Raw genomic sequence first — 23,480 nt, 5'->3', positions numbered from 1 at the left:
GGCGCCCGGCTGCCCGGCCCTGTCCGCGGCCTCAGCCGGCCCACGCTCTGCCGTGTACGCCGCCCCGGCGCCCGGCTGCCCGGCCCTGTCCGCGGCCTCAGCCGGCCCACGCTCTGCCGTGTACGCCGCCCCGGCGCCCGGCTGCCCGGCCCTGTCCGCGGCCCCAGCCGGGCCACGCTCTGCCCCGTACGCCGCCCCGGCCTGCGCACCGGTGCCGTCCGAGGGCGTTTGGCCGAACGTCCCGATCCCGGAACGCCCCGCAGGCGTGTCCGTCTCACCGCCCACCGACGGCGCCGCACCCCGCTGCCGGGGCGCCCGGAGGCTGCCTTCCGGGGGGAGAAGCCCGGAGACCCCCGGCCGCGCTCCCTCCCCGGCCGTCCGGTCCCCGCTCTCGATCCGCGGCGCGTCGCCGTGCCCGGGCACCACGGCCTCACCGGAACCCTGTCCGGAGGCCCCCGGCGTGCCCCAGGCCGCCGCGCCGTAGGCGTGGTGCGTGGGGCCGGAAGGCCCTGCCGCGCGCGAAGCCGTCCCTGGCGCGGGGGAGGTCACGTCATCGCCGGCGGGCCCGGGCACGCGCACGTGCCCCTCCCCGTCCGGCGTCGTCCGCACCCGGCCCCCCGGCCCCCCGGCGGGAGCCAGCCGCAGTGCCGACTCGCCGATCCGCAGCAGCGCCCCGGGCGCCAGAGGGACCGCCCGGCCGCCCACCCGCGCCCCGTCCAGCGTCGTGCCGTTCGTGGAGTCCAGGTCGGCGACCGAGACGCGGCCGTCCGCGGCCACCGTGACCGCGCAGTGCAGCCGGGAGACGTCCGGGTCGTCGAGGGGCACGTCGGCGTCGGCGGAGCGGCCGATGCGGATCTCACCGCCGTGCAGCAGATGGACACCGCCGGCGTCGGGGCCCGCGACCACCTGGAGCTGGGCCGGGGCGTCGTCCCACTCGGGATGCGGCTCAGGCTCCCCGGGCGCGCCCACGGACAGCACGGCACCGTCGGTCAGCGGGGGCTCGCCGAGCGTGCAGCGCTGCGCGTCGAGCCGCTGCTCCCCGGCGTACAGCACCGGCGTGCCCGAACCGTCGCCGCCGGAGACCACCTGGGCGAGCGCCGAGGCCACCGCCGCGAGCGCCGTACCGGCCGGTGCCGTGACCAGGACGTCGCTGCGTGGGGCGCGGTCCCGCCCCGGAGCCGATGCGCCCAGCGGATCTACGACGGTCAGCCGGATCTGCATCGCCGTCAGCGGTCCCTTCTGCCCGGGCACGGAGCCCCCCGCCCCGCCCCGGCACGTCGGCCAGTACTGCAGGCATCCTCGCACCTGCCACTGACACCGCGCCCCTCGCTCGGGAAAAGGCGATCTTGATTGGTCGGCTCTGCCCGTAAAAGTGCCTGAGAAATGACCCGCGGGCGTCGTCTTGAGATCGGTCACGTTCGTTCCCGGCAACCACAAGACCGAGGTGAGCGTCTTTCGTTCGAACGCGTGTGAGCGCGGATCCGTAAGACGCGAGAAAGACGACACTCCGGTCCTCGGCGACCCGGCACTACAGTGGGTCGGACAGGCCAGCAGGCAAGGCAAGCACCAGGGAGCGCATGACGTGCGGCCGGTAGGCAGCAAGTACCTGCTCGAGGAGCCGCTCGGACGCGGCGCCACGGGCACCGTCTGGCGAGCCCGCCAGCGCGAGACGGCGGGCGCCGAGGCGGCCGTGCCGGGACAGCCCGGCGAGACCGTCGCGATCAAGGTCCTCAAGGAGGAGCTGGCCGGCGACCCGGACATCGTCATGCGGTTCCTCCGGGAGCGCTCCGTCCTGCTCCGGCTGACCCACCCGAACATCGTCCGGGTCCGCGACCTGGTCGTCGAGGGCGAGCTGCTGGCACTGGTCATGGACCTCGTCGACGGTCCCGACCTGCACCGCTACCTGCGCGAGAACGGGCCCTTCACGCCCGTCGCGGCGGCGTTGCTCACCGCCCAGATCGCCGACGCGCTCGCCGCCAGCCACGCCGACGGCGTCGTCCACCGCGACCTGAAGCCGGCCAACGTGCTGCTGAAGCAGTACGACGGGCGGATGCACCCGCTGCTGACCGACTTCGGCATCGCCCGCCTCGCCGACTCCCCGGGCCTGACCCGCACCCAGGAGTTCGTCGGCACGCCCGCGTACGTCGCCCCCGAGTCGGCCGAGGGCCGCCCGCAGACCTCCGCCGTGGACATCTACGGCGCCGGCATCCTGCTGTACGAGCTGGTCACCGGTCGCCCGCCGTTCTCCGGCGGCTCCGCCCTCGAAGTGCTGCACCAGCACCTGAGCGCCGCGCCGCGCCGCCCCTCCACGGTCCCCGACCCGCTGTGGACGGTCATCGAGCGCTGCCTGCGCAAGAACCCGGACGAGCGGCCCAGCGCCGTCAACCTCGCCCGCGGCCTGCGCGTCGTCGCCGAGGGCATCGGCGTGCACGCGAACTCCGCGCAGATCGCCGCCGCCGAGGGCGTGGGCGCGCTCCTGGTGCCCGACCCGGCCCCCGCTCCGGTGCCGGACACGCCCGGCGCGGCCGACCCCACGCAGGTCCTGCCGCACGGCGCGGGCGCCTACGACCCGAACGCCGCGACCAGCGTCCTGCCGCACACCGGCGGCCCGGCTGGCGCCGCCGATCCCACCGCCGTCCTGCCCCACCGGGGCGCGGCCGACCCGACGGCCGTCATGCCGCCGGTCCCGCCGGGCGCGCCCGGCAGCCCCGGGCAGCAGAACCAGCAGGGCGGCCCCGAGGACCCGCACCCCTGGCAGAACCAGCTGCGCGCGGCCCGCGACCGCAACGAGCAGACTCAGGTCCAGTACCTCGACCCGAACGAGGACCCGCTGCGCCGCCGCCCGCAGCGCCAGGTCGCCCGGCCGCAGCAGCAGCCCCCGCGCCGCCAGGCGCCCCCGCCCGGCCCCGGCTACGGCCACCCGCAGCAACAGCAGCAGCCGCAGCAGTACGCCCCACAGCCCCAGCGGCCCCAGCGGCCCCAGCCGCCGCAGCGCTACGCCCCGCCGGCGCCCCCGGCCCAGCCGCAGCAGCCCCAGCAGCCGCAGCGACCCCAGCGCGAGCCCCGGCAGCCTCGGCAGCGCAGCGCCAACCGGATGCGCATCCCCGGCCTGGGCTGCCTCAAGGGCTGCCTGTTCACGATCGTCATCCTGTTCGTCGCCGGCTGGCTGATCTGGGAGCTGAGCCCGCTCCAGGACTGGATCGGCACCACCAAGGGCTACTGGGACCAGCTCACCGACTGGTTCTCCACGGTGACCGGCTGGCTCGAGAAGCTCGGCGGGAGCGGTTCGGGCACGAACTGACCCGAACCACCCTGCGGGGTTGGTGATTTGTCGACACCTGGCGGGTGATTTCGGCCTCCGCGGTGAAGGTTGGCTCCTCGGACGCGTAGTTTTAGCGACAACACGCGTCGGTAGGAGCAGCCTTGGCACGGAAGATCGGCAGCCGGTACACCGCCCACCAGATCCTCGGGCGGGGCAGCGCCGGCACGGTGTGGCTGGGTGAGGGACCGGAAGGCCCCGTCGCCATCAAGCTGCTGCGTGAGGACCTCGCGTCCGACCAGGAACTCGTCGGGCGCTTCGTGCAGGAGCGCACGGCCCTGCTCGGTCTGGAGCACCCGCACGTGGTGTCCGTGCGCGACCTGGTCGTCGACGGCAACGACCTGGCCCTCGTCATGGACCTCGTCCGCGGCACGGACCTGCGCACCCGCCTGGACCGGGACCGCCGCCTCGCCCCCGAGGCGGCCGTCGCGATCGCCGCCGACATCGCCGACGGACTCGCGGCCGCCCACGCCGCCGGGGTCGTGCACCGGGACGTCAAGCCGGAGAACGTCCTCCTGGACATGCAGGGCCCGCTCGGCCCCGGCGGCTCCCACCGGGCGCTGCTCACCGACTTCGGCGTCGCGAAGCTCATCGACACCCCGCGCCGCACCAAGGCCACGAAGATCATCGGCACGCCGGACTACCTCGCCCCGGAGATCGTCGAGGGCCTGCCCCCGCGCGCGTCCGTCGACATCTACGCGCTCGCCACCGTCCTGTACGAGCTGCTCGCGGGCTTCACCCCGTTCGGTGGCGGCCACCCGGGCGCGGTCCTGCGCCGGCACGTCACGGAGACGGTCGTCCCGCTGCCCGGCATCCCCGACGAGCTGTGGCAGCTGCTCGTGCAGTGCCTGGCCAAGGCCCCGGCCTCCCGGCTGCGCGCCTCCGAGCTCGGGGCGCGGCTGCGGGAGCTGCTGCCGATGCTGGCGGGCATGCCGCCGCTGGAGGTGGACGAGCCGGACACCGAGCAGACCGAGGAGACCGGCCGCGAGGAACAGCCCGCTTCCGGACCGGCCCCGGCCGGCCGGCAGGTCCGGCGGCGGGGCGCCGTCCCGCTGGTGCCGGGTGCGAAACCGGCCGACTCCAACCGGGACACCCACACCTCCATGCGCGTCCCGGCCCCCGACGAGCTGGCCGGCGGCGCCCACGGCACGGCCCGGGCCCCCCGCGCCCCCGGCGCCCCCCGCCCGGGCTCGGCCCGCAACCGCGCCGTGGCCCGCCGCCGCAGGGTGGCCCTGGGCGCGGGCGCGGTGGTCCTGGCGGCGGCGGTCGGCGTGGGCGCCTGGCTGTCCTCCTCGGGCGACGACACGGACCCCCCGCCCCAGGACACGAAGAACTCGGCCCCCCAGACGCCCTGACCGCGATCTCCGACGCACCCGGGCTCGCTGCGGCAGTCCGGCGGACCTCGCCCGCCCCTGCCGACGGGTGCCGGGCAGCGGCTCTGCGACCGGACCGGCTGGGCGGGGGGAACCACGGCGCTCGGGCCATCCGGGGGAAGCACCCCGGGTCCCCGGCCGGGCCGGGTGACCTGGCCCGGTTCTCCGGCAGGCGCCGGTGCCGCCCACGCCTCGTACCGGCGCGGTCGGCCCCTTCGTACCGGTCGGACCGGACCGGCTGGGCGGGGGGAAGCACGGCGCTCGGGCCATCCGGGGGAAGCACCCCGGGTCCCCGGCCGGGCCGGGTGACCTGGCCCGGTTCTCCGGCAGGCGCCGGTGCCGCCCACGCCTCGCTCCCGGCGCGGTCGGCCCCTTCGTACCGGTCGATCCGGCGGCCTGGCCCGCGCCGCCCGACACCCGTCGGCAGGGCCGGCGAGGTCCGCGCGGTCGTCGCAGCGAGCCGGAGTGTTCCGTCCCGGGGCCCGGCGTCGTCGGACGCGTCGCGCCTGCCGATGCAGAGGCCGGCTCAGCCGCTCGGCTTCCGCCGGTCAGGCCGGTCAGGCCGGTCAGACCGGCGAGGTCCGCGCGGTCGGACGCGAACCGTCGGGGGTTCCGGCCGCGGGCGTCCACGGCCGGGCCGCGCGCCACCGGGGTGCCGCCCGCGTCGGTCGTGCCCAGCCCCGGGCCCCATGGCCTGGGCCCCCGCGGTGGGCGTCCGGGCATGGCCGGCGGGCGGAGCCGTTACGCTGGAGGGCGTGGCAGTCGTCGACGTATCCGAAGAGCTCAAGTCCCTCTCCTCGACCATGGAGTCGATCGAGGCCGTTCTGGACCTCGAGAAGATGAGGGCAGACATCGCCGTGCTCGAGGAGCAGGCGGCCGCGCCGTCCCTGTGGGACAACCCCGATGAGGCGCAGAAGATCACCAGCAAGCTGTCCCACCTCCAGGCGGAGGTGCGCAAGGCCGAGACCCTGCGCGGTCGCATCGACGACCTGAGCGTCCTCTTCGAGATGGCCGAGGAGGAGGACGACCCGGACACCCGCGCCGAGGCCGAGTCCGAGCTCGTGGCCGTGAAGAAGGCGCTGGACGAGATGGAGGTCCGTACGCTCCTGTCCGGCGAGTACGACTCCCGCGAGGCCCTGGTCAACATCCGTGCCGAGGCCGGTGGCGTCGACGCCGCCGACTTCGCCGAGAAGCTCCAGCGGATGTACCTGCGCTGGGCCGAGCAGCGCGGCTACAAGACCGAGCTGATCGAGACCTCGTACGCGGAAGAGGCCGGCATCAAGTCGACCACCTTCGCCGTCCAGGCGCCCTACGCCTACGGCACCCTCTCCGTCGAGCAGGGCACGCACCGGCTCGTGCGCATCTCGCCCTTCGACAACCAGGGCCGGCGGCAGACGTCCTTCGCGGGTGTCGAGATCCTGCCCGTGGTCGAGCAGTCCGACCACGTCGACATCGACGAGAGCGAGCTGCGGATCGACGTGTACCGCTCCTCGGGTCCCGGCGGTCAGGGCGTGAACACCACGGACTCCGCGGTGCGCATCACCCACCTCCCCACCGGCATCGTCGTCTCCTGCCAGAACGAGCGCTCGCAGATCCAGAACAAGGCCACGGCGATGAACGTCCTCCAGGCCAAGCTGCTGGAGCGGCGCCGTCAGGAGGAGCAGGCCAAGATGGACGCCCTCAAGGGCGACGGCGGCAACTCCTGGGGGAACCAGATGCGTTCCTACGTCCTGCACCCGTACCAGATGGTGAAGGATTTGCGCACCGAGTTCGAGGTCGGCAACCCCGAGGCCGTGTTCAACGGCGAGATCGACGGTTTCCTCGAAGCCGGAATTCGCTGGCGCAAGCAGCAGGAGAAGTAAGTTTGTCGACAAGGCAACTGCCGCCCCCGGGGCGGCAGTTGCCTTTTGTGTGCCCTCATGTCTGGGTTTTACATCACACTCACAGGCTCAGACTCCCGGCATAGACCCCTTAGTTGGACATGGCGTCCGCAAACGGCCTTGACGTGTCTGTGAAAAGTGGGAAGGGTGAAGCGCGGCATGCGTGTCTCTGGGGCGCATGTGAACCGGGGGGCCTTTCACCGCGGCTGTCCCCGTCGAGCACAGCCCCGAACGCTGCCTAATGACGATGAGCTACTGGGGGTAGCAACCACATGACGAAGAAGACGCGGATCCGTGTCGCGCGGATAGCGGCCGGCGCCGTGATCGCCGCCGGTGCCTCGCTGACCGCCGCCGGTGCCGCATCCGCCGCCGAGGCCGAGGACTGCCTGCTCGGCATCCTGTGCGCCGAGGAGTCTCCGGTCCCGACGCCGACGCCCACGCCCACGCCGACGGAGGAGCCGACCGGCATCCCCACGAACCTCCCGACCGACCCGCCGTCGACCGAGGAGCCCCCGGCCGAGCCCACGGAGGAGCCCACCGAGCCGACCGAGGACCCGACGGACGAGCCGAGCAACCCGGGCAACGGTGGCGGGAACGGCAACGGCAACGGTGGCGGGAACGGCAACGCCAACGGCGGCGGCAACGGCGGCGGCAACAACGCCGACCCCGACGGTGGCGCCTCCACCCAGGAGCAGGGCTCCTCGGCCCTCACCGACACCGGCTCGGACAACACCCCGGCCCCGCAGGCCCAGGCCGGCGGCCCCGAGCTCGCCGAGACGGGTGCCGCGCAGACCACCTTCCTGGTGCTCGGCGCCGCCACGATGATCGCCGGCGGTGTCGGCTTCCGCGTCCTGCCGCGCCTGATGGGCGGCCGGGGCGGCGCCGCCGCCTGACGGTAGCCGCGTCCGCACGGACCGTGCGCACAGCGAAGGGCCCGGAGCATGCTCCGGGCCCTTCGCCATGCGCGCCGACAGAGGGCTCGCTCGGAGAGCTACGCCGTCACGCGGTCTGGTGCGCCAGCAGCGCCACGGCCGCGATCAGCACCGTCAGCAGGGCGATCAGCGCCATCGGGCTCAGGCCCGCGAGGAAGTTGTCCTGCTGCAGGCGCTCACGGTTCGCGCGGCACACGGGGCAGCGGCCCTCGCTCACGGGGGCCGCACAGTTCGCGCACACCAGCCGGTCGTACGTCATGCGCTTGCCCTCCTTGCGACGGTTCCACGTGTCCAACGTTCGTGGGGGTGGGAATGTTCCCCCTCCACTCTGCCAGGTTCCTCCGGAGGGTGCGCGCCGCTCGCACGGTTCCCCGCCCCGCCGGGGGACGTACAAAACGGCACATCCGATGCGCAACGGCGACCGGTGACTGCGGTGCCGTGCCCGGGTCGCGTAAGGTCACGCTCATCTACCCCCGGCGACCCGTGGTGCATCCGTGATCCGATTCGACAATGTCTCCAAGGTCTACCCCAAGCAGACCCGCCCCGCCCTCAGGGATGTCTCCCTGGAGGTCGAGAAGGGCGAGTTCGTCTTCCTCGTGGGGTCCTCCGGCTCCGGAAAGTCCACCTTCCTGCGGCTGATCCTCCGCGAGGAGCGGTGCAGCCACGGCCAGGTGCACGTCCTGGGCAAGGACCTCGCCCGCCTCTCCAACTGGAAGGTGCCGCAGATGCGGCGCCAGCTGGGGACGGTCTTCCAGGACTTCCGGCTGCTGCCGAACAAGACGGTCGGCGAGAACGTCGCCTTCGCGCAGGAGGTCATCGGCAAGTCGCGCGGCGAGATCCGCAAGTCAGTGCCGCAGGTACTGGACCTCGTCGGGCTCGGCGGCAAGGAGGACCGGATGCCCGGCGAGCTGTCCGGTGGTGAGCAGCAGCGCGTCGCCATCGCGCGGGCGTTCGTCAACCGCCCGAAGCTGCTCATCGCCGACGAGCCCACCGGCAACCTCGACCCGCAGACCTCGGTCGGCATCATGAAGCTGCTCGACCGCATCAACCGGACGGGCACGACCGTGGTGATGGCCACGCACGACCAGAACATCGTGGACCAGATGCGCAAGCGCGTCATCGAGCTGGAGAAGGGCCGCCTCGTCCGCGACCAGGCCCGCGGCGTCTACGGCTACCAGCACTGAGACCGCTTCCCGAGATCCACGGAAAGGCATAACCAGCCGCCATGCGCGCCCAGTTCGTCCTGTCGGAGATCGGCGTCGGTCTCCGCCGCAACCTGACGATGACCTTCGCCGTCATCGTCTCCGTCGCCCTGTCGCTGGCCCTGTTCGGCGGGTCGCTCCTGATGAGCGACCAGGTCAACACCATGAAGGGCTACTGGTACGACAAGGTCAACGTCTCGATCTTCCTCTGCAACAAGTCCGACGCCGAGTCCGACCCCAACTGCGCCAAGGGCGCGGTGACCGAGGACCAGAAGAAGCAGATCAAGAGCGACCTCGACAAGATGGACGTCGTCCAGACGGTCACGTACGAGTCGCAGGACCAGGCGTACAAGCACTACAAGGAGCAGTTCGGCGACTCCCCGCTGGCCGCCTCCCTCACGCCGGACCAGATGCAGGAGTCGTACCGCATCAAGTTGAAGGACCCGGAGAAGTACCAGGTGGTCGCCACCGCCTTCAACGGGCGGGACGGCGTGCAGTCCGTGCAGGACCAGAAGGAGACCCTGGACAACCTCTTCAAACTGCTGGAGGGCATGAACTGGGCCGCGCGCGCGGTGATGGCGCTGATGCTGGTCGTCGCGCTGATGCTGATCGTCAACACCGTGCGTGTCTCGGCGTTCAGCCGGCGGCGCGAGACCGGCATCATGCGCCTGGTCGGAGCCTCGGGCTTCTACATCCAGGCGCCGTTCATCATGGAGGCCGCGGTCGCCGGACTCATCGGCGGCACCCTCGCGTGCGCCTTCCTGCTCGTCGCGCGGTACTTCATCATCGACCACGGACTGGCCCTGGCCGATCAGCTCACACTGATCAACTTCATCGGCTGGGACGCAGTGCTCACCAAGCTGCCGCTCATCCTCGCCACGAGTCTGCTGATGCCCGCGCTGGCCGCGTTCTTCGCGCTGCGCAAGTACTTGAAGGTGTGACGCATGCCAAGAGGGGCCGTGCGGTCAACGGACCGTACGGCCCTTTCCCTTGTCCTAGACTCACCGGCATGTCAGGTCGTGACCCGTTCTGTCAGCCCCGTCGCATCCGCCGCGGGGCCGCCCTGACATTGGTCTTCGCGAGCGTGCTCGCCGCCGGTGCCGCCACCGGCGTGCTGCCGCAGGCCGACCGGAAGTCGGCCCCCGACGAGGCCCGTTCGGCCCGCCCGGCCGGGCACCACGCGGAGGTCGCCAGGGCGGCCGAGGAAGCCATGGCCGACGGCAAGTCCCCCGTGGAGGCCGCGCAGCGCGCCGTCAGCCGCAGCGGCGACCGCTGGGGCGCCGTCTACTCCGAGGGCGAGTACGAGGAGTTCGAGGAGGCCCTCGACGGTCAGTACACCGGCGTGGGCCTGTGGGCCCGCAGCGAACGCGACGGCCGCATCGAGGTGACGAAGGTGCGCGCCGGCTCGCCCGCCGCCACCGCCGGGATCCGCCCCGGCGATCTGCTGCGCAGCGTCGACGGCCGAGAGACCGACGGACTGCCGGTCACCGAGGTGGTCTCCTTACTGCGCGGGGACGCCACCGACGCCCCCGCCGGCACCACCGTCCGCCTCGGCCTGGAGCGCGGCACGCGCGCCTGGACGAAGACGCTGCGCCGGGCCCAGCTCTCCACCGACTCGGTCACCGTCCGGGAGACCGCGGGACCGGTCACCGTCATCAAGGTCGCCACCTTCACCAAGGACTCCGGCGCGCAGGTCCGCGCGGCCGTCCGGCATGCCCCGCCCGGCGGCATCGTCCTGGACCTGCGCGGCAACTCCGGCGGACTGGTCGGCGAGGCCGTCACCACCGCCTCCGCCTTCCTCGACGGCGGCCTGGTCGCCACCTACGACGTCGACGGCGCCCAGCGCGCCCTGCACGCCGCACCCGGCGGCGACACCACCAGACCCCTGGTCGTGCTCGTCGACGGCGGGACGATGAGCGCGGCCGAGCTGCTCACCGGCGCCCTGCAGGACCGCGGACGCGCGCTGGTCGTGGGCTCCCGCACCTTCGGCAAGGGCTCGGTCCAGATGCCGAGCCGGCTGCCCGACGGCTCCGTCGCGGAACTGACCGTGGGGCACTACCGCACCCCCTCGGGCCGCGGGGTCGACGGCCGGGGCATCACGCCCGACCTGGAGGCCGAAGACGAGGGGGCCCTGCAGCGGGCCGAGAGCGTACTGCGCGGCCTGGCGCCCCCCTCGTAATCGACTTCCCGCGACCCCCCTGCGTAGTGCGAAAATGGGCGGCACTATGGCTAAGGAAAAAGGGCGCAAGCTGATCGCGCAGAACAAGAAGGCGCGGCACGACTACCTCGTCATCGACACCTACGAGGCCGGGCTGGTCCTCACCGGGACCGAGGTGAAGTCCCTGCGCCAGGGCCGGGCGTCGCTGGTCGACGGCTTCGTGCAGCTCGACGGGAACGAGGCGTGGCTGTACAACGTGCACGTGCCGGAGTACACCCAGGGCACGTGGACCAACCACAGCGCCCGCCGCAAGCGGAAGCTGCTGCTGCACCGCGCCGAGATCGACAAGCTTCAGTCCAAGTCGGGCGAGACGGGCCACACGATCGTGCCGCTCTCGCTGTACTTCAAGGACGGCCGGGCCAAGGTCGAGATCGCGCTGGCCAAGGGCAAGAAGGAATACGACAAGCGGCAGGCGCTGCGGGAGAAGCAGGACCGCCGGGAGACCGACCGCGCGATCGCGGCGGTGAAGCGGAGGCAGCGCGGGGCGTAGGGAATACGCTGGCACGGACCTGCGTTGGTCACGTACGATGGTGCCTGCACCCCACAGCGGGTACGCGCCCTCTCCGGAGGGCATTGTCAACACAACATGGGGATGATCGGTTTCGACAGCGGCTGTCGAAGCAGGGGAAGCGTGTCGAGGAAGCGGCAATGATCTCGTAAACCATATGTCGCAAAAAATAATCGCCAACACCAAGCGCGATTCCCAGTCCTTCGCCCTCGCTGCCTGATAAGCAGTGACTGAAGGACCCTAAATGGGTGTCAGCCCGGGAGTGTTCCCGACCCGGATCCTGGCATAAGCTAGGGAACTAAACCATCGAGCCCGGTCACGGGGTTCGGTGGGAAATCAAACAGTGACTGGGCCCGTCGGCGACTTGTTCGCGTGATCGCCGGGGCCGAGAAAAGCGCAGCGAACTGCACACGGAGAAGCCCTGGTTCTGCACCGTTGGACGCGGGTTCGATTCCCGCCATCTCCACTCATCCCATGTGGGCGAAGGCCCCGTCGCTTCCGAGCGGCGGGGCCTTCGTCATGCCCCGCCGTCATGCGTGGCCCGTACTGCCCCGCTCCGTCAGCCGCGGCGGCAGCAGCGTCGTCCCCGGTACGGCCGGGCCGGTGCGCTCGCGCAGCAGCAGCTCCACCCCGAGGGCGCCCAGCTGCGCCGACGGCACGGTGACGGCCGAGACCGTCTCGGGGACGTCGGTGCCGACGGCCAGGACCGACAGGTCCTGCGGTATGCGCCGGCCACGTTGCCGGAAGGCGGTGAGCAGCGGGACCAGGAGGGCGTCGTTCTGGACGACCACGGCCGTCGGGGCGGGGTGGGCGCGCAGCAGCCGGTCCGCGAGGGCCTCGGCCCCGGACTGCTCGGCCGGGTGCACCGACGACGCCAGCCGGTGCCGGTCGGCGGCGGCCGTGAACCCCTCGACCAGGCGGCGGGCCGAGGCGGTCTGGCGCAAGTAGACCTCCGGCGGCGGGCCGGCCAGGGCCACGGCGCGGTGGCCGAGACGGGCCAGGTGGTGCACGCACGCCTCGCCCGCCGCGCGGTAGTCCAGGTCGACGCAGGGCAGACCGGGCGGCTCGGCGGGCAGGCCGATCAGCACGGCCGGGCGGTGCAGGGAGCGCAGTACGGGCAGGCGCGGGTCGTGCAGGCCGACGTCCACGACCAGTACCGCGTGCGCCGGGGCCGGCCCCCCGGGGCGGTTCAGGCCCTCCTCGTGGGTGAGGAGCAGCACGTCGTGGTCGTACCCGCGGGCCGCCGTCACCACCGACTGCGTCAGCCGCATCATCGCCGGGAGGTGGACGCCCCGGCGCAGCGGGGCCGCCACGGCCAGGACGTTCGGCGCGCCGTGCGCCGGCAGGCCCGGCTGCGGGCGGTAGCCCAGCTCCCGGGCGGCCTCCTCGACGCGCCGCCGGGTCTCCGCCGAGATGGGGCGCTTGCCGCTCAGCGCGTAGCTCACGGTGCTCGGGGAGACCCCGGCCCGGCGCGCCACGTCCGTGATCCTGACCATCAGGCCTGCTCCGGCGCACACAGCGGCCAGCGGCCGTCGGTGAACTTCATGGGGGTCCCTCACTGTCCCGGTGCCCGACGTCGAAGCGCTTCGACGGTCGAACGTATGCGGGGTGCGGGGAAGCGTCAATGGGGTGGGCGGTGATCGGTGAAGCGATTCGACACGCCGACCAGGGCAAGCGCGAGCGCCAGGGCGCCGGCCGCCACCGGAACCACGTACCCGGCCGTCGCGGACACGTGCTCCACGGTCCAGCCGCCGAGCGCGCTGCCGCCGGCGATCCCGCCGAGCAGGCCGGTCACCGCGAGGGTCATGCCCTCGTTGAGCCGGCCCTCGGGGGTGCGCCGCTGGACCAGCGTCATGGTCGTGACCATCGTCGGGGCAGTCGCCATCCCGGCCACCAGCAGGGCCGCCGCCAGGAGCGCGAGCGACCCGGTGAGGGCGGCGAGCAGGGGCAGGATCAGCAGCGCGGCCATCGCCGCCACGCACCACGCGAGCCGCCTCGCGGCCGGCCCGGCCGGTCGCACGGCGCCGTAGAGCAGGCCCGCCGCGCAGGAGCCCGCCGCCTGCAGGGCCAGCACGGCACCGGCCGCCGTCCGATGTCCCGCGGCGTCGGCGAAGGCGAGCGTGACGACCTCGGTCGCGCCGAAGATCCCGCCCGTCGCCAGGCAGACCGCGATCAGCGGGGGCATGCCGGGGGCGCGCAGCGGGGCCTTGCCGGGTATGTGCCGCCGGACCGGCGGTTCCGTCGCGCGCCGGCTCGTGAACAGCAGCATGCCGGTCAGCAGCAGCACCGCGCCGACGAGCGTGCCCGCCTCCGGGAACAGCGCCCCGCACAGGAAGGCCGCGAGCACCGGGCCCAGCATGAAGCACAGTTCGTCCGCGGCCTGCTCGAAGGAGTTGGCGGTGTGCAGGCCCTTGGTGTCGCCGGCCAGCAGATGGGCCCAGCGGGCCCGGGACATGCCGCCGGTGTTGGGGGTGGTGGCGGTGGCGGCGTAGGAGGCGAACAGGGTCCAGTCCGGGGCGTCGTGGCGGACGCAGAGGAGCAGGGCGAGGGAGCCGAGGACGGCGATCGCCGTGGCGGGCAGGGCAACCCGGGCCTGGCCGTGGCGGTCCACGAGCCGCGCGGTCCACGGCGCGACCACCGCGGTCGCCGCGAGCCCCGTCGCCGTGACGGCACCGGCGAGGGCGTACGAGCCCCGCGTCCCGGCGATCATGACGACCGCGCTGACGCTGAACATGCCCATCGGCAGCCGGGCGATCAGGTTCCCGGCGGTGAAGGCACGGGTGCCGGGCAGGCGGAACAGGCGGCGGTAGGGGGCGAGATGCGGCATGCGCCCACCGTCGCCCGGCGGTGATCAAGCCGTCCAACACCTGTTCCGCGCGGACTCACGCACCCGGGTTGTGGATCCGGCGTCCGGTCCGCGGGCCTCCCCGGCAGGCCGAAAAGGCCGTGGCGAAAAACATTCGCTCCTTGTTCTTCATACAGCGATATGGAGATTACTAATGGTTCTCGTAGCGCGTGGAAAAGATGCTCATTCGGGAAAATCCTTCACTCGTTTGCCGCGCATCCGCCGAAGTGGACCGACGGTTAGTCGGTACATGACCGAGGCGACCAGGAAAGACGGCTGGGCGGTAACGCTCGGCCCGTACACCTACATTCCGGCACCGGCGCACTCGTCCGCCACCGTCAACGGCACGCTCACCAGGGGCGGTTGCCCGGTCACGCTGCAGGTGACCGAACCGGTGCTGCGCGCGTTCATCGACGCCATGAGCGACCTGGAGAAGGATCTCGCCCGACGGTGGATCAGTGCGACGGAATGGCCTGCTCTCGCGCTCGCGGAATAGCGGGCCGCGTCATGTACGACAACGGAATCGAAGGCAATGGACGACACCGGGCCCCGACCCGGGACTTCGTCACCCCGCTGACTCCGCCGGACCCCACCTGGGACCCGGCCGAGGAACTGGCGTTCATCCTCCAGGAAGCCCTCCAGCACGAGGCGACGCGGATCCCCACCCCCCGCGACGAGCCACCGGCCGCGGCGGCGGAACCGGGTCCCGCACCCGGCGGCGAGCGGATGAGACGGCTGCAGGACATCACCGAGGAACTCCCGCCCGTCCGTGACGTCCCCCGGCGCCACCGCAAGGTCCGGACTCGAACGGCCCCGCGCCTGCTGCGCACCACCAGCTTCCTGGTCGCCGCCCTGGCGGCCGTGATCGCCACCGGCGTGAGCGTGCTCAGCGGCATGGTCGCCTACGACCCGCTGCGCCTGGTCGGCGCGGCCCCCGCCGGACGGGGCCTGCGTACCTGGTGGCCCCTGCTGGTGTACGGGCCGTGGCTGGTGGCGTCGCTGTCCGTCCTGCGGGCCGCGCTGCACCAGCGTCGTGCCGCGCACTCCTGGTGCGTCGTGCTGGTCTTCTCCTGCGTCGCCGTGCTGCTCTGTGTCGCCCAGGCGCCCAGGACGGTGCTCGGCACCGCGGCGGCGGCCCTGCCCGGAATCGCGGCGCTGGCCTGCTTCCAGCAGGTCGTCCGGCAGATCACCCTGACGCGTCCGCCCGTACGGTCGGCGCCCCGGCACCGGGTGGGCCAGGTCCCGTCGCCCGTCGGCGCGGACGCACCGAAGGGCGAGACCGAGGCCCCGGGCAAGCCCACCGGCCCCTGAACCCCGGGCCGCCGCCCGCTGTAGGTTCACGGCATGCCCGCCCACCTCGACCCGCGTCTGCTGCGCGCCTTCGTCACCGTCGCCGAGGAGCTGCACTTCACCCGAGCCGCGCTCCGGCTCCACCTGGCGCAGCAGGCGCTCAGCCGGGACGTGCGGCGGCTGGAGCGGGAACTGGGCGCCGAGCTGTTCGTGCGGACCACCCGGCAGGTGACGCTCACGCCCGACGGGGAGCGGCTGCTGCCGTACGCCCGGCGCGTGCTGCGGGCGCAGGACGACCTGCTCGCCGCCTTCGACCAGGCCCGGCCCCTGCTCGTCGACCTCAACTCCCCGGGCCTGGTCACACCGCGCCGCGTGCTGCACCGCGCGCGTGAACTCGCCCCCGGGCACGAGCTGATGGCCCGCTACGAGAGCGGCCTGACCTGGGCCGCCGGAGAGCTGCTCGCGGGCCGGCTCGACGCGTCGTTCGGACGGTTCGCCGGACTGGACCCGGCACTGCGCAGCGGGCTCGACCACCAGCCGGTGCGCTACGAGCCGATGGCGGTGGTGCTGCGCGAGGACCACCGGCTCGCCGGGGCGGAGCGGGTACCGCTCGCCGAGCTGGCCGGCGAGACCGTCTACGCCGGTGCCGGAAATCCGCGCACGCCCGAGTGGACGGGCCTCGCGCGGCTGCTCTTCGAGGGGCGGGGGATCGAGCTCGCGCCACCCGCGCCGCTGGCCGTCGGGGAGGAGGAGTTCCAGCGGATCATGGCCAGGACGCGCCACCCGATCCTGGCCGTCGTGGGGTTCCCGGCCCTGCCGTCGACCGTGCTGCGGCCGCTGGTCGATCCCGTGCCGCTGTCGCCCGTGTCGCTGGTGTGGCGCAGGGGCCTGACCCACCCCGCGTTCGACGCGCTGCGCGTGGCGGCGGCCCGGCTGGCCGCGGAGGAAGGGTGGTTGCGACGGCCTCCGGGGGGATGGATTCCGGCCGCCGATCATGTCCTCATGGCGTCTCACGATTGACACGATTCGACACGGCGCTCACACGAAACCTGCGCGTGCGCTACATTCGACGCCTGAGCACGGTGTGGTAAGAGGGGGCGCTCGGACGGGTGGGGGCCCGGTCCGACGACGGGTGCTCAGGTCGGAAGCGCACCTGAACCATCCCGTGGGGGGAAGTGCGTGCGCGTGACAAAGTGGCGAGAAGACGCCCAACCCGAATGGCCCGAGGCCGCTACCACGACCGGTGAACTCACCGCGGACAGCAGAGCCCGGGACGGCAGAGCCACGCAGGTCTTCTCCGCGGGCGACGTCCGGGTGACCGGCGCGCGCCTGCCCGCCGGGACGGAGATACTGCGCGGCATTCCCCGGCAGAGCGAGGGCGAGGCCGACTCGCTCTCCTCGGCCCCGGCGTCCCCGAAGGCCCAGGCGTCCCCGAAGGCCCAGGCGTCCTCGACGCTCCAGGGGTCCCGGCCGGCGGTCCGTGATCCCTGGCAGGAGCCGGAGGAGGCCGACCCGGACGGGTCCGAACCCGGTTCCGCCGGTTCTGCTCCCGAGTCCGCCGAGCACACCCACGACCCGCACGAGGTCACGGTCCAGCTCGACGCCGTACAGCTCGGGGACGGCTTCGTCCGGCAGGTGAAGGAAGGTCCCGGCGTCGCCCCCGCCGCCGACCGGCCCGTCTTCGTCGACGAGTCCGGCCGCCGCAGCCGCCGCTTCCGGCGCATAGGCATGGCCGTCGCCCTGGCCTGCGGTATCTACGCCGTCGTCATCGTCGCCACGCTGATGTCGGGCAACTCCAACGCGCCCTGGCTCCCCGTGCCGGGCCAGAAGGAGAACCCGCCGGCCGGGCAGGTCGACAGCCCGCCGCTGCCGGCGGAGTCGGCCCCGGCCTCGCACCCCGGCGCCACCGCCCCGAGCGGCACGCCGACCGCCGGCGGGACGACGGTGCCCTCGTCCGGCCCCAGCGCGTTCCGGCCGGAGGCCACCGCCGGCACCGGCCGTCCCGACACGTCGGCCGAGCCCACGCCGAAGGCGACCCGGACCGCACCGGCCCCGGGCACCGGCGCGAGCGAACCGGCCCCGAGCGAACCCGCGGACCCGCCGACCACGCCGGCCACCGACCCGACACCCACGGGCGGTTCCACGCCGGAGCCGACCACGACCACGGGCACCGGTGACGGCGGCGACACCGGCACGGTGGCCGAGGGCCCGGCGGAGCCGCAGCCTGTCGCCGGGACACCGGCGGTCTAGCCCGGCCGCCGGCCGCGGTGCCGGCTGTGGCGGCGGGCGTGGCGGCTGCGGCGGGACTGTTCCGGTGCATCGCCCCGGCCGGACGCCCCTGCGGGGAGGCGCCGCCCCGCTCCGCCGGTGTCGTCCCGTCGTTCCGTTCCGTCACACCCGTTCGGTGACAACGACCCATCACCCCGGGGCCGTCACCCGAGGTCCGTCACCCGAGGGCCGCCGCCGTTGAGGCCCGTACCCAAGGGCCGTCACCCCGGCCCCGACCGGACCCCCGCCGCATCACCCGTCCCCGCATCACCCGTCCCCGCATCACCCGTCCCCGCAGTACCCGACTCGCACCACCCGAGGTACCACCACCCATGGCATCCCCTGTCCGCCGTTCCGGGCCAGCGTCACGAGCCCGTGGGGGCTCCAGGCGCCGTCGCCTGCCCATGCGCCTGCTGTTGCCCCTGCTCGTGCTCGTCGCGCTGATGGCGATGCTCATGCTGCGCGGCTACGTGCACAGCGAGATCCTCGCCGACCACCGCGTCGGCCCGCCCGCCGCCAACGACCGTGTCCCGAAGGACATCCTCAAGGGCGGTCCCGTCATCGACACCCGGGACGGGAAGCCCACCAGCCTGAAACTGCCGGACCGCGAGCTGGTCCTGACCTTCGACGACGGTCCCGACCCCGAATGGACGCCCAGGGTGCTCGACGTGCTGAAGAAGCACGACGCCCGGGCCGTCTTCTTCATCACCGGCACCATGGCCTCCCGCTACCCGGACCTCGTCCAGCGCATGGTCGACGAGGGCCACGAGATCGGCCTGCACACCTTCAACCACCCCGACCTGTCCCTGCAGAGCAGGAGCCGCGTCGACTGGGAACTGTCCCAGAACCAGCTCGCCCTCGCCGGGGCGGCCGGAATCCGCACCTCGCTGTTCCGCCCGCCCTACTCGTCGTACGCCCGGAACATGGACAACAACTCCTGGCCGGTCACCGAGTACATCGGCAGCAAGGGCTACATCACCATCGTCAACGACACCGACAGCGAGGACTGGCGCCGGCCCGGGGTCGAGAAGATCATCAGCAACGCCATGCCGAAGGGCGGCAAGGGCGCCATCGTGCTGATGCACGACTCCGGCGGCGACCGCTCCCAGACCGTGGCCGCGCTCGACCGGTACATCTCCGGACTGCAGGACAAGGGCTACCGCTTCCACACGCTCACCGGTGCCCTGGACGCCCCGAGCGCGCACAGTCCGGTCGCCGGTCTGGAGGCGCTGAAGGGCGACGCCTGGGTCTTCCTGGTGCAGGCCTCGGAGAAGACGACCGGGGTGCTCGTCGCCGGCCTGGCCGTCGTCGGCGTACTGGTCTTCGGGCGTCTCGGGCTGATGCTGATCCTCTCCGTCGCGCACGCCCGCCGGGTCCGGCGCACGGGCTTCCGCTGGGGAGAGCCCGTCACCGAACCGGTGTCCGTGCTCGTGCCCGCCTACAACGAGGCCAAGTGCATCGAGCAGACGGTCCGTTCCCTGGTGGCCAGCGACCACCCCATCGAGGTGCTGGTCATCGACGACGGTTCCACCGACGGCACCGCCCGCATCGTCGAGAACCTCGGCCTGCCCGGCGTACGGGTCGTCCGCCAGCTCAACGCGGGCAAGCCGGCCGCCCTCAACCGGGGCATCGCCAACGCCCGCCACGACATCATCGTGATGATGGACGGCGACACCGTCTTCGAGCCGACCACCGTGCGCGAACTCGTGCAGCCCTTCGGCGACCCGCGCGTCGGCGCCGTCGCCGGCAACGCCAAGGTCGGCAACCGCGACTCGCTCATCGGCGCCTGGCAGCACATCGAGTACGTGATGGGCTTCAACCTCGACCGCCGCATGTACGACGTGCTGCGCTGCATGCCCACCATCCCCGGCGCGGTCGGCGCGTTCCGGCGCAGCGCACTGGAACGGGTCGGCGGCATGAGCGACGACACGCTCGCCGAGGACACCGACATCACCATGGCCCTGCACCGCGACGGCTGGCACGTCGTCTACGCGGAGAAGGCCATCGCCTGGACCGAGGCCCCCGAGTCCGTGCAGCAGCTGTGGTCCCAGCGCTACCGCTGGTCCTACGGCACGATGCAGGCGATCTGGAAGCACCGCCGGGCCCTGGTCGACCGCGGACCCTCGGGCCGCTTCGGCCGGGTCGGCCTGCCGCTGGTGTCGATGTTCATGGTCTTGGCACCGCTGCTCGCCCCGCTGATCGACGTGTTCCTGCTGTACGGGCTGGTGTTCGGCCCGACCGAGAAGACCATCGGCGCCTGGCTGGGCGTCCTCGCCGTACAAGGGGTGTGCGCGGCCTACGCGTTCCACCTCGACAAGGAACGCATGACCCACCTCATCTCCCTGCCGCTGCAGCAGCTCCTGTACCGGCAGCTCATGTACGTCGTCCTGCTGCAGTCCTGGATCACCGCCCTCACCGGCGGCCGGCTGCGCTGGCAGAAGCTGCGACGCACGGGTGCGGTGGGGCTGCCCGGGGGCACGAGCGCCACATCCCAGCAGCAGATGGACGGGAGGCCGGTCGCATGACCACGGCTCCCGCCGCCGAGGCACCGCCCAACACGCCGAAGGGACAGGCCCCTTCGCCGAAGCCCGGACGTGACCGCTACTTCGACCTGCTGCGCGCCCTCGCGCTGTTCCGTGTCGTGCTCTACCACCTGACCGGCTGGGCCTGGCTGCCGCTGGTGTTCCCGTCCATGGGCGTGATGTTCGCGCTCGCCGGCAACCTCATGGCCCGTTCGCTGAAGCGCCCGCCGGTCCAGGTGATCCGCGGCCGCATGCGGCGGCTGCTGCCCCCGCTGTGGCTGCTGGGCGTCGTCGGCGTCACCGGCATGGTCCTGCAGGGCTGGGGGCCGGACGCGGACGGGCACCCCGGCTGGTGGTGGCTCCACCTCGCCTTCTGGATCGTGCCGTTCAGCGACCCGCCGTACGCCGAGGGCCTGCCCGGCGTGCCCGGCGTCATCGGCGAGAACTGGGCGGCGGACCTCGCGGGCCCGCTGTGGTACATCCGGGCCTACCTCTGGTACGTCCTGCTGTCCCCGCTGCTGCTGAAGGCCCTGCGCGCCCTGCCGGTCCTCACCCTGTCCGCGCCGATCGTCCTGGCCGTCGCCTTCGAGCAGGGCTGGCTCACGCTGCCCGGCGAGCGGATCCCCTCGGCGCTCACCGACTTCTCCACGTTCGGCGCCTGCTGGATCCTCGGCATGGCCCACCAGGAGGGCATCCTGCGGCGCCTGCCGCGCTACATCGTCCCGTCCGTGGCACCTGTCATCGCCCTGGCCGGCCTCTGGTACGCCCTGCACCACGACTTCGGCACCGGCAACGACCTGGACAGCATGCCGCTGGCCCAGGCCCTGTGGTCCTTCGCCACGGTGGCGCTGCTGCTGCACGTCAGCCCGTCCTGGTCCGACTGGCCGCGCCGGCTGCGCCCGTTCGCCGGCACGATCACCCTGCTCAACTCCCGGGCCGTCACGATCTACCTCTGGCACAACGTCTGCATCCTGATCGCGGCGACCCTCTGGGACCACCTGTGGGCCTTCCCCCTCCTGGAACAGAACGTCCCCGGCCTCCTGGAAAGCCCCTGGCCGGTCCTGGCCCTGACCTGGCTCCTCATCGGCGCCTGCATCCTGGCCTTCGGCTGGGCGGAGGACCTGGCGGCGAAGCAGAAGCCCCGGTTGTGGCCGAGTGGTGAGCCTCGGGGCGAGGGACGGCGAGGGGGGCGGCACGGGGAGCGGAGGAGAACGGCGACCGGCGGCTGAACCGGATCAAGGACGCGGAGCCCGCCACGCCGGTCACGACGGCTCCTGCCCGACCCGAGCGGAAATCCATACGGCTCCTGCCCGACCCGAGCGGAGATTCATGGCGGTCCTCGGCGTCGGCCTCCCGGGCACCCGTAAGCGCAACGCCAAGTTCGCCGCCCGGCTGCGGGCGGCCGGTTTCGCGCCCGTGGCGGGCGAGAACGGGCGGACGCGGTATGTGTCCCCGGGCGCGCGGCCGCCGGGGCAGGCGAGGCCGAATCCGTACGGGCAGCCTCCGCGGCGCTGATCCCGGAAAAGCGGCGGAACCTCTCATCCCGCCCGGGCGCGGGGTGAGAGCAAAGTTCCCTCGCGGTCACTCACCGGCACAGGCAGGAAACGCGCCCTCCCTACCTTCGGGACCAGTCACTCGAAGTACCACCGAGTCCCGGAGCACAGTGGAGGCGTCATGACAGGCCCCGGCACGGCACCCGCACCCCCGAGCAGGGGCGGCCGCTGGATCCAGCACTGGGATCCCGAGGACGAGACGTTCTGGAAGGAGACCGGCGAGAAGGTGGCCCGCCGGAACCTCTACTTCTCCGTGCTGTCCGAGCACATCGGCTTCTCCGTCTGGACGATGTGGTCCGTGCTGGTGCTGTTCATGGGCCCCGAGTACGGGCTGACCCCCGCCGACAAGTTCCTGCTGACCTCGATGGTCACGCTGGTCGGCGCCGCCGTGCGCGTCCCCTACACCTTCGCCGTCGCCGTCTTCGGCGGACGCAACTGGACGATCATCTCGGCCGGCATGCTGCTGATCCCGACGGTCGCCGCGTTCACCGTGATGGAGCCGGGCACCTCCTTCTCCACCTTCCTGCTGGTCGGCCTGCTCGCCGGCGTCGGCGGCGGCAACTTCGCCTCCTCCATGACCAACATCAACGCCTTCTTCCCGCTGCGGAAGAAGGGCTGGGCGCTCGGCCTCAACGCGGGCGGCGGCAACATCGGCGTCCCCGTCATCCAGCTGGCCGCGCTCGCGATCATCGGCGCCGGCGGCGGCCCGCGCGTGCTGCTCGGCGTCTACATCCCGCTGATCGTCGTGGCCGCCGTGCTGGCCGCGCTGTTCATGGACAACCTGGAGAACGTCAAGAACGACACCGGTGCCGCCAAGGACGCCGCCCGGGACGCCCACACGTGGATCATGTCCGTCCTCTACATCGGCACCTTCGGTTCGTTCATCGGCTACAGCTTCGCCTTCGGCCAGGTGCTGCAGAACCAGTTCGGCCGCACGCCGCTGGAGGCCGCGTACGTCACCTTCATCGGCCCGCTGCTCGGCTCGCTGATCCGTCCGCTCGGCGGCTGGCTCGCCGACCGCTACGGCGGCGCGAAGATCAGCCTGTGGAACTACGTGGCGATGGGCGTCGCGACGGCGGTCCTGATCGGTGCCTCCATGGAGAAGTCGCTGGCCCTGTTCACCGGGGCGTTCGTGGTGCTGTTCGTGCTCAGCGGGCTCGGCAACGGCTCGACGTTCAAGATGATCCCGGGCATCTTCCAGAACAAGGCGATCGCCAGGGGGCTGGAGGGTGAGGCGGCAGCGGCGTACGGGAGGCGGCTGTCGGGTGCCTCGATGGGCCTGATCGGCGCGGTGGGCGCGCTCGGCGGTGTCGGCATCAACCTCGCCTTCCGCCAGTCCTTCCTCTCCTACGGCTCCGGCACCGGCGCGTTCGTCGCCTTCCTCGCCTTCTACGCGGTGTGCTTCGCGGTCACGTGGGCCGTATACCTTCGGCGCACGGCCCCCCGGGTACCCGCCACCTCGGCGGCCTCGGAGGCGAAGCCGCAGCTCAGCTACGCCGAGGTGTGACGTAACACCAGCGACATCACGCCGATCCGGGCCTGTCACGAGCCGTTGACAGGCTCGATCGGC

Annotated in this window: 19 protein-coding genes and 1 other RNA gene; 16 read left to right on the top strand and 4 right to left on the bottom strand. The window is 72.6% G+C overall.

Going from position 1 to position 23,480, the window contains the following annotated elements; all coding sequences use genetic code 11:
• On the bottom strand, nucleotides 1-1,221 hold a 1,221-nt coding region (locus ABTZ58_RS06215), incomplete at its 3' end, for an FHA domain-containing protein (protein ID WP_351350993.1).
• A 361-nt stretch (nucleotides 1,222-1,582) separates the two neighbouring features.
• Here ABTZ58_RS06215 and ABTZ58_RS06210 point away from each other — a divergent pair.
• From ABTZ58_RS06210 to ABTZ58_RS06195, 4 genes are all read left to right on the top strand, one after another.
• Nucleotides 1,583-3,301 carry a serine/threonine-protein kinase gene (locus ABTZ58_RS06210; RefSeq protein ID WP_351350904.1) on the top strand — a complete coding sequence of 573 codons (1,719 nt, stop codon included), beginning with the start codon at nucleotides 1,583-1,585 and terminating at the stop codon, nucleotides 3,299-3,301.
• A 122-nt stretch (nucleotides 3,302-3,423) separates the two neighbouring features.
• Nucleotides 3,424-4,674, top strand: coding sequence for a serine/threonine-protein kinase (locus ABTZ58_RS06205; protein ID WP_351350902.1), 1,251 nt, complete (start codon nucleotides 3,424-3,426; stop codon nucleotides 4,672-4,674).
• A 773-nt stretch (nucleotides 4,675-5,447) separates the two neighbouring features.
• Nucleotides 5,448-6,554: a peptide chain release factor 2 gene (gene prfB, locus ABTZ58_RS06200; protein WP_351350900.1), complete on the top strand. Its 1,107-nt coding sequence runs from the start codon at nucleotides 5,448-5,450 to the stop codon at nucleotides 6,552-6,554.
• 290 nt (nucleotides 6,555-6,844) lie between these two features.
• Nucleotides 6,845-7,465, top strand: coding sequence for a hypothetical protein (locus tag ABTZ58_RS06195; protein ID WP_351350898.1), 621 nt, complete (start codon nucleotides 6,845-6,847; stop codon nucleotides 7,463-7,465).
• 106 nt (nucleotides 7,466-7,571) lie between these two features.
• Here the strand turns inward: ABTZ58_RS06195 and ABTZ58_RS06190 are convergent, their stop codons facing one another.
• Nucleotides 7,572-7,763, bottom strand: coding sequence for a hypothetical protein (locus ABTZ58_RS06190; protein ID WP_309094127.1), 192 nt, complete (start codon nucleotides 7,761-7,763; stop codon nucleotides 7,572-7,574).
• A 235-nt stretch (nucleotides 7,764-7,998) separates the two neighbouring features.
• On the opposite strand from ABTZ58_RS06190, the gene ftsE reads away from it, so the two are divergent.
• From ftsE to ssrA, 5 genes are all read left to right on the top strand, one after another.
• A complete protein-coding gene (gene ftsE / locus ABTZ58_RS06185; RefSeq protein WP_003990615.1) occupies nucleotides 7,999-8,688 on the top strand; it encodes a cell division ATP-binding protein FtsE in 690 nt (229 codons plus the stop codon).
• A 41-nt stretch (nucleotides 8,689-8,729) separates the two neighbouring features.
• Entirely contained in the window at nucleotides 8,730-9,647 is a 918-nt protein-coding gene (ftsX, locus tag ABTZ58_RS06180) for a permease-like cell division protein FtsX (RefSeq protein WP_309094128.1), read from the top strand.
• A gap of 68 nt (nucleotides 9,648-9,715) precedes the next feature.
• Nucleotides 9,716-10,885: a S41 family peptidase gene (locus tag ABTZ58_RS06175; RefSeq protein ID WP_351350895.1), complete on the top strand. Its 1,170-nt coding sequence runs from the start codon at nucleotides 9,716-9,718 to the stop codon at nucleotides 10,883-10,885.
• A gap of 46 nt (nucleotides 10,886-10,931) precedes the next feature.
• Complete coding sequence (gene smpB, locus ABTZ58_RS06170) at nucleotides 10,932-11,414, top strand: SsrA-binding protein SmpB (protein WP_351350893.1); 483 nt, start codon at nucleotides 10,932-10,934, stop codon at nucleotides 11,412-11,414.
• A gap of 98 nt (nucleotides 11,415-11,512) precedes the next feature.
• Nucleotides 11,513-11,901, top strand: a transfer-messenger RNA (tmRNA) gene (gene ssrA / locus ABTZ58_RS06165).
• 61 nt (nucleotides 11,902-11,962) lie between these two features.
• Here the strand turns inward: ssrA and ABTZ58_RS06160 are convergent.
• Together ABTZ58_RS06160 and ABTZ58_RS06155 are read right to left on the bottom strand one after the other, a co-directional pair.
• The gene (locus tag ABTZ58_RS06160; protein ID WP_351350891.1) at nucleotides 11,963-12,928 is read right to left on the bottom strand and encodes a LacI family DNA-binding transcriptional regulator; all 966 of its coding nucleotides are present in this window, start codon (nucleotides 12,926-12,928) and stop codon (nucleotides 11,963-11,965) included.
• Between the two features lie 125 nt (nucleotides 12,929-13,053).
• Nucleotides 13,054-14,259 (bottom strand): MFS transporter, encoded by a 1,206-nt coding sequence (locus ABTZ58_RS06155; RefSeq protein WP_351350889.1) that lies wholly within the window; start codon nucleotides 14,257-14,259, stop codon nucleotides 13,054-13,056.
• Nucleotides 14,260-14,527: 268 nt separating this feature from the next.
• Here ABTZ58_RS06155 and ABTZ58_RS06150 point away from each other — a divergent pair, with 268 nt between their 5' ends.
• The 7 genes from ABTZ58_RS06150 to ABTZ58_RS06120 all read left to right on the top strand — a co-directional run bounded on the left by ABTZ58_RS06150 (nucleotide 14,528) and on the right by ABTZ58_RS06120 (nucleotide 23,417).
• On the top strand, nucleotides 14,528-14,773 hold the full coding sequence (locus ABTZ58_RS06150) for a hypothetical protein (RefSeq protein WP_351350887.1): 246 nt from the start codon (nucleotides 14,528-14,530) through the stop codon (nucleotides 14,771-14,773).
• A gap of 11 nt (nucleotides 14,774-14,784) precedes the next feature.
• Complete coding sequence (locus ABTZ58_RS06145) at nucleotides 14,785-15,588, top strand: hypothetical protein (protein ID WP_351350885.1); 804 nt, start codon at nucleotides 14,785-14,787, stop codon at nucleotides 15,586-15,588.
• 33 nt (nucleotides 15,589-15,621) lie between these two features.
• A complete protein-coding gene (locus ABTZ58_RS06140; RefSeq protein ID WP_351350883.1) occupies nucleotides 15,622-16,587 on the top strand; it encodes a LysR family transcriptional regulator in 966 nt (321 codons plus the stop codon).
• 165 nt (nucleotides 16,588-16,752) lie between these two features.
• Nucleotides 16,753-17,817, top strand: a complete 1,065-nt coding sequence (locus ABTZ58_RS06135) for a hypothetical protein (protein WP_351350881.1) — start codon at nucleotides 16,753-16,755, stop codon at nucleotides 17,815-17,817.
• A gap of 350 nt (nucleotides 17,818-18,167) precedes the next feature.
• Nucleotides 18,168-20,360: a bifunctional polysaccharide deacetylase/glycosyltransferase family 2 protein gene (locus tag ABTZ58_RS06130; RefSeq protein ID WP_351350879.1), complete on the top strand. Its 2,193-nt coding sequence runs from the start codon at nucleotides 18,168-18,170 to the stop codon at nucleotides 20,358-20,360.
• Entirely contained in the window at nucleotides 20,357-21,586 is a 1,230-nt protein-coding gene (locus ABTZ58_RS06125; RefSeq protein WP_351350877.1) for an acyltransferase family protein, read from the top strand. Before ABTZ58_RS06130 ends, ABTZ58_RS06125 begins: the two co-directional genes overlap by 4 nt.
• Before the next feature lie 445 nt (nucleotides 21,587-22,031).
• Entirely contained in the window at nucleotides 22,032-23,417 is a 1,386-nt protein-coding gene (locus tag ABTZ58_RS06120) for a nitrate/nitrite transporter (protein WP_351350875.1), read from the top strand.
• The last annotated feature ends 63 nt before the right edge of the window (nucleotides 23,418-23,480 follow it).

Source organism: Streptomyces sp. NPDC094143, from assembly GCF_040303825.1.
GTDB lineage: Bacteria > Actinomycetota > Actinomycetes > Streptomycetales > Streptomycetaceae > Streptomyces.
The sequence above is the reverse complement of the archived record's forward strand: the minus strand, read 5'-3'. Positions and strand labels throughout refer to the sequence as shown.

Excerpts from the sequence above, each read along its gene's own strand:
- ABTZ58_RS06190 (WP_309094127.1), bottom strand. The coding sequence starts at position 7,763 with ATGACGTACGACCGGCTGGTGTGCGCGAACTGTGCGGCCCCCGTGAGC.
- ABTZ58_RS06125 (WP_351350877.1), top strand. The coding sequence starts at position 20,357 with ATGACCACGGCTCCCGCCGCCGAGGCACCGCCCAACACGCCGAAGGGA.
- ABTZ58_RS06160 (WP_351350891.1), bottom strand. The coding sequence starts at position 12,928 with ATGGTCAGGATCACGGACGTGGCGCGCCGGGCCGGGGTCTCCCCGAGC.
- ABTZ58_RS06140 (WP_351350883.1), top strand. The coding sequence starts at position 15,622 with ATGCCCGCCCACCTCGACCCGCGTCTGCTGCGCGCCTTCGTCACCGTC.
- ABTZ58_RS06155 (WP_351350889.1), bottom strand. The coding sequence starts at position 14,259 with ATGCCGCATCTCGCCCCCTACCGCCGCCTGTTCCGCCTGCCCGGCACC.
- smpB (WP_351350893.1), top strand. The coding sequence starts at position 10,932 with ATGGCTAAGGAAAAAGGGCGCAAGCTGATCGCGCAGAACAAGAAGGCG.
- ABTZ58_RS06120 (WP_351350875.1), top strand. The coding sequence starts at position 22,032 with ATGACAGGCCCCGGCACGGCACCCGCACCCCCGAGCAGGGGCGGCCGC.
- ftsX (WP_309094128.1), top strand. The coding sequence starts at position 8,730 with ATGCGCGCCCAGTTCGTCCTGTCGGAGATCGGCGTCGGTCTCCGCCGC.
- ABTZ58_RS06145 (WP_351350885.1), top strand. The coding sequence starts at position 14,785 with ATGTACGACAACGGAATCGAAGGCAATGGACGACACCGGGCCCCGACC.
- ABTZ58_RS06175 (WP_351350895.1), top strand. The coding sequence starts at position 9,716 with ATGTCAGGTCGTGACCCGTTCTGTCAGCCCCGTCGCATCCGCCGCGGG.
- ABTZ58_RS06130 (WP_351350879.1), top strand. The coding sequence starts at position 18,168 with ATGGCATCCCCTGTCCGCCGTTCCGGGCCAGCGTCACGAGCCCGTGGG.
- ABTZ58_RS06195 (WP_351350898.1), top strand. The coding sequence starts at position 6,845 with ATGACGAAGAAGACGCGGATCCGTGTCGCGCGGATAGCGGCCGGCGCC.
- ABTZ58_RS06150 (WP_351350887.1), top strand. The coding sequence starts at position 14,528 with ATGACCGAGGCGACCAGGAAAGACGGCTGGGCGGTAACGCTCGGCCCG.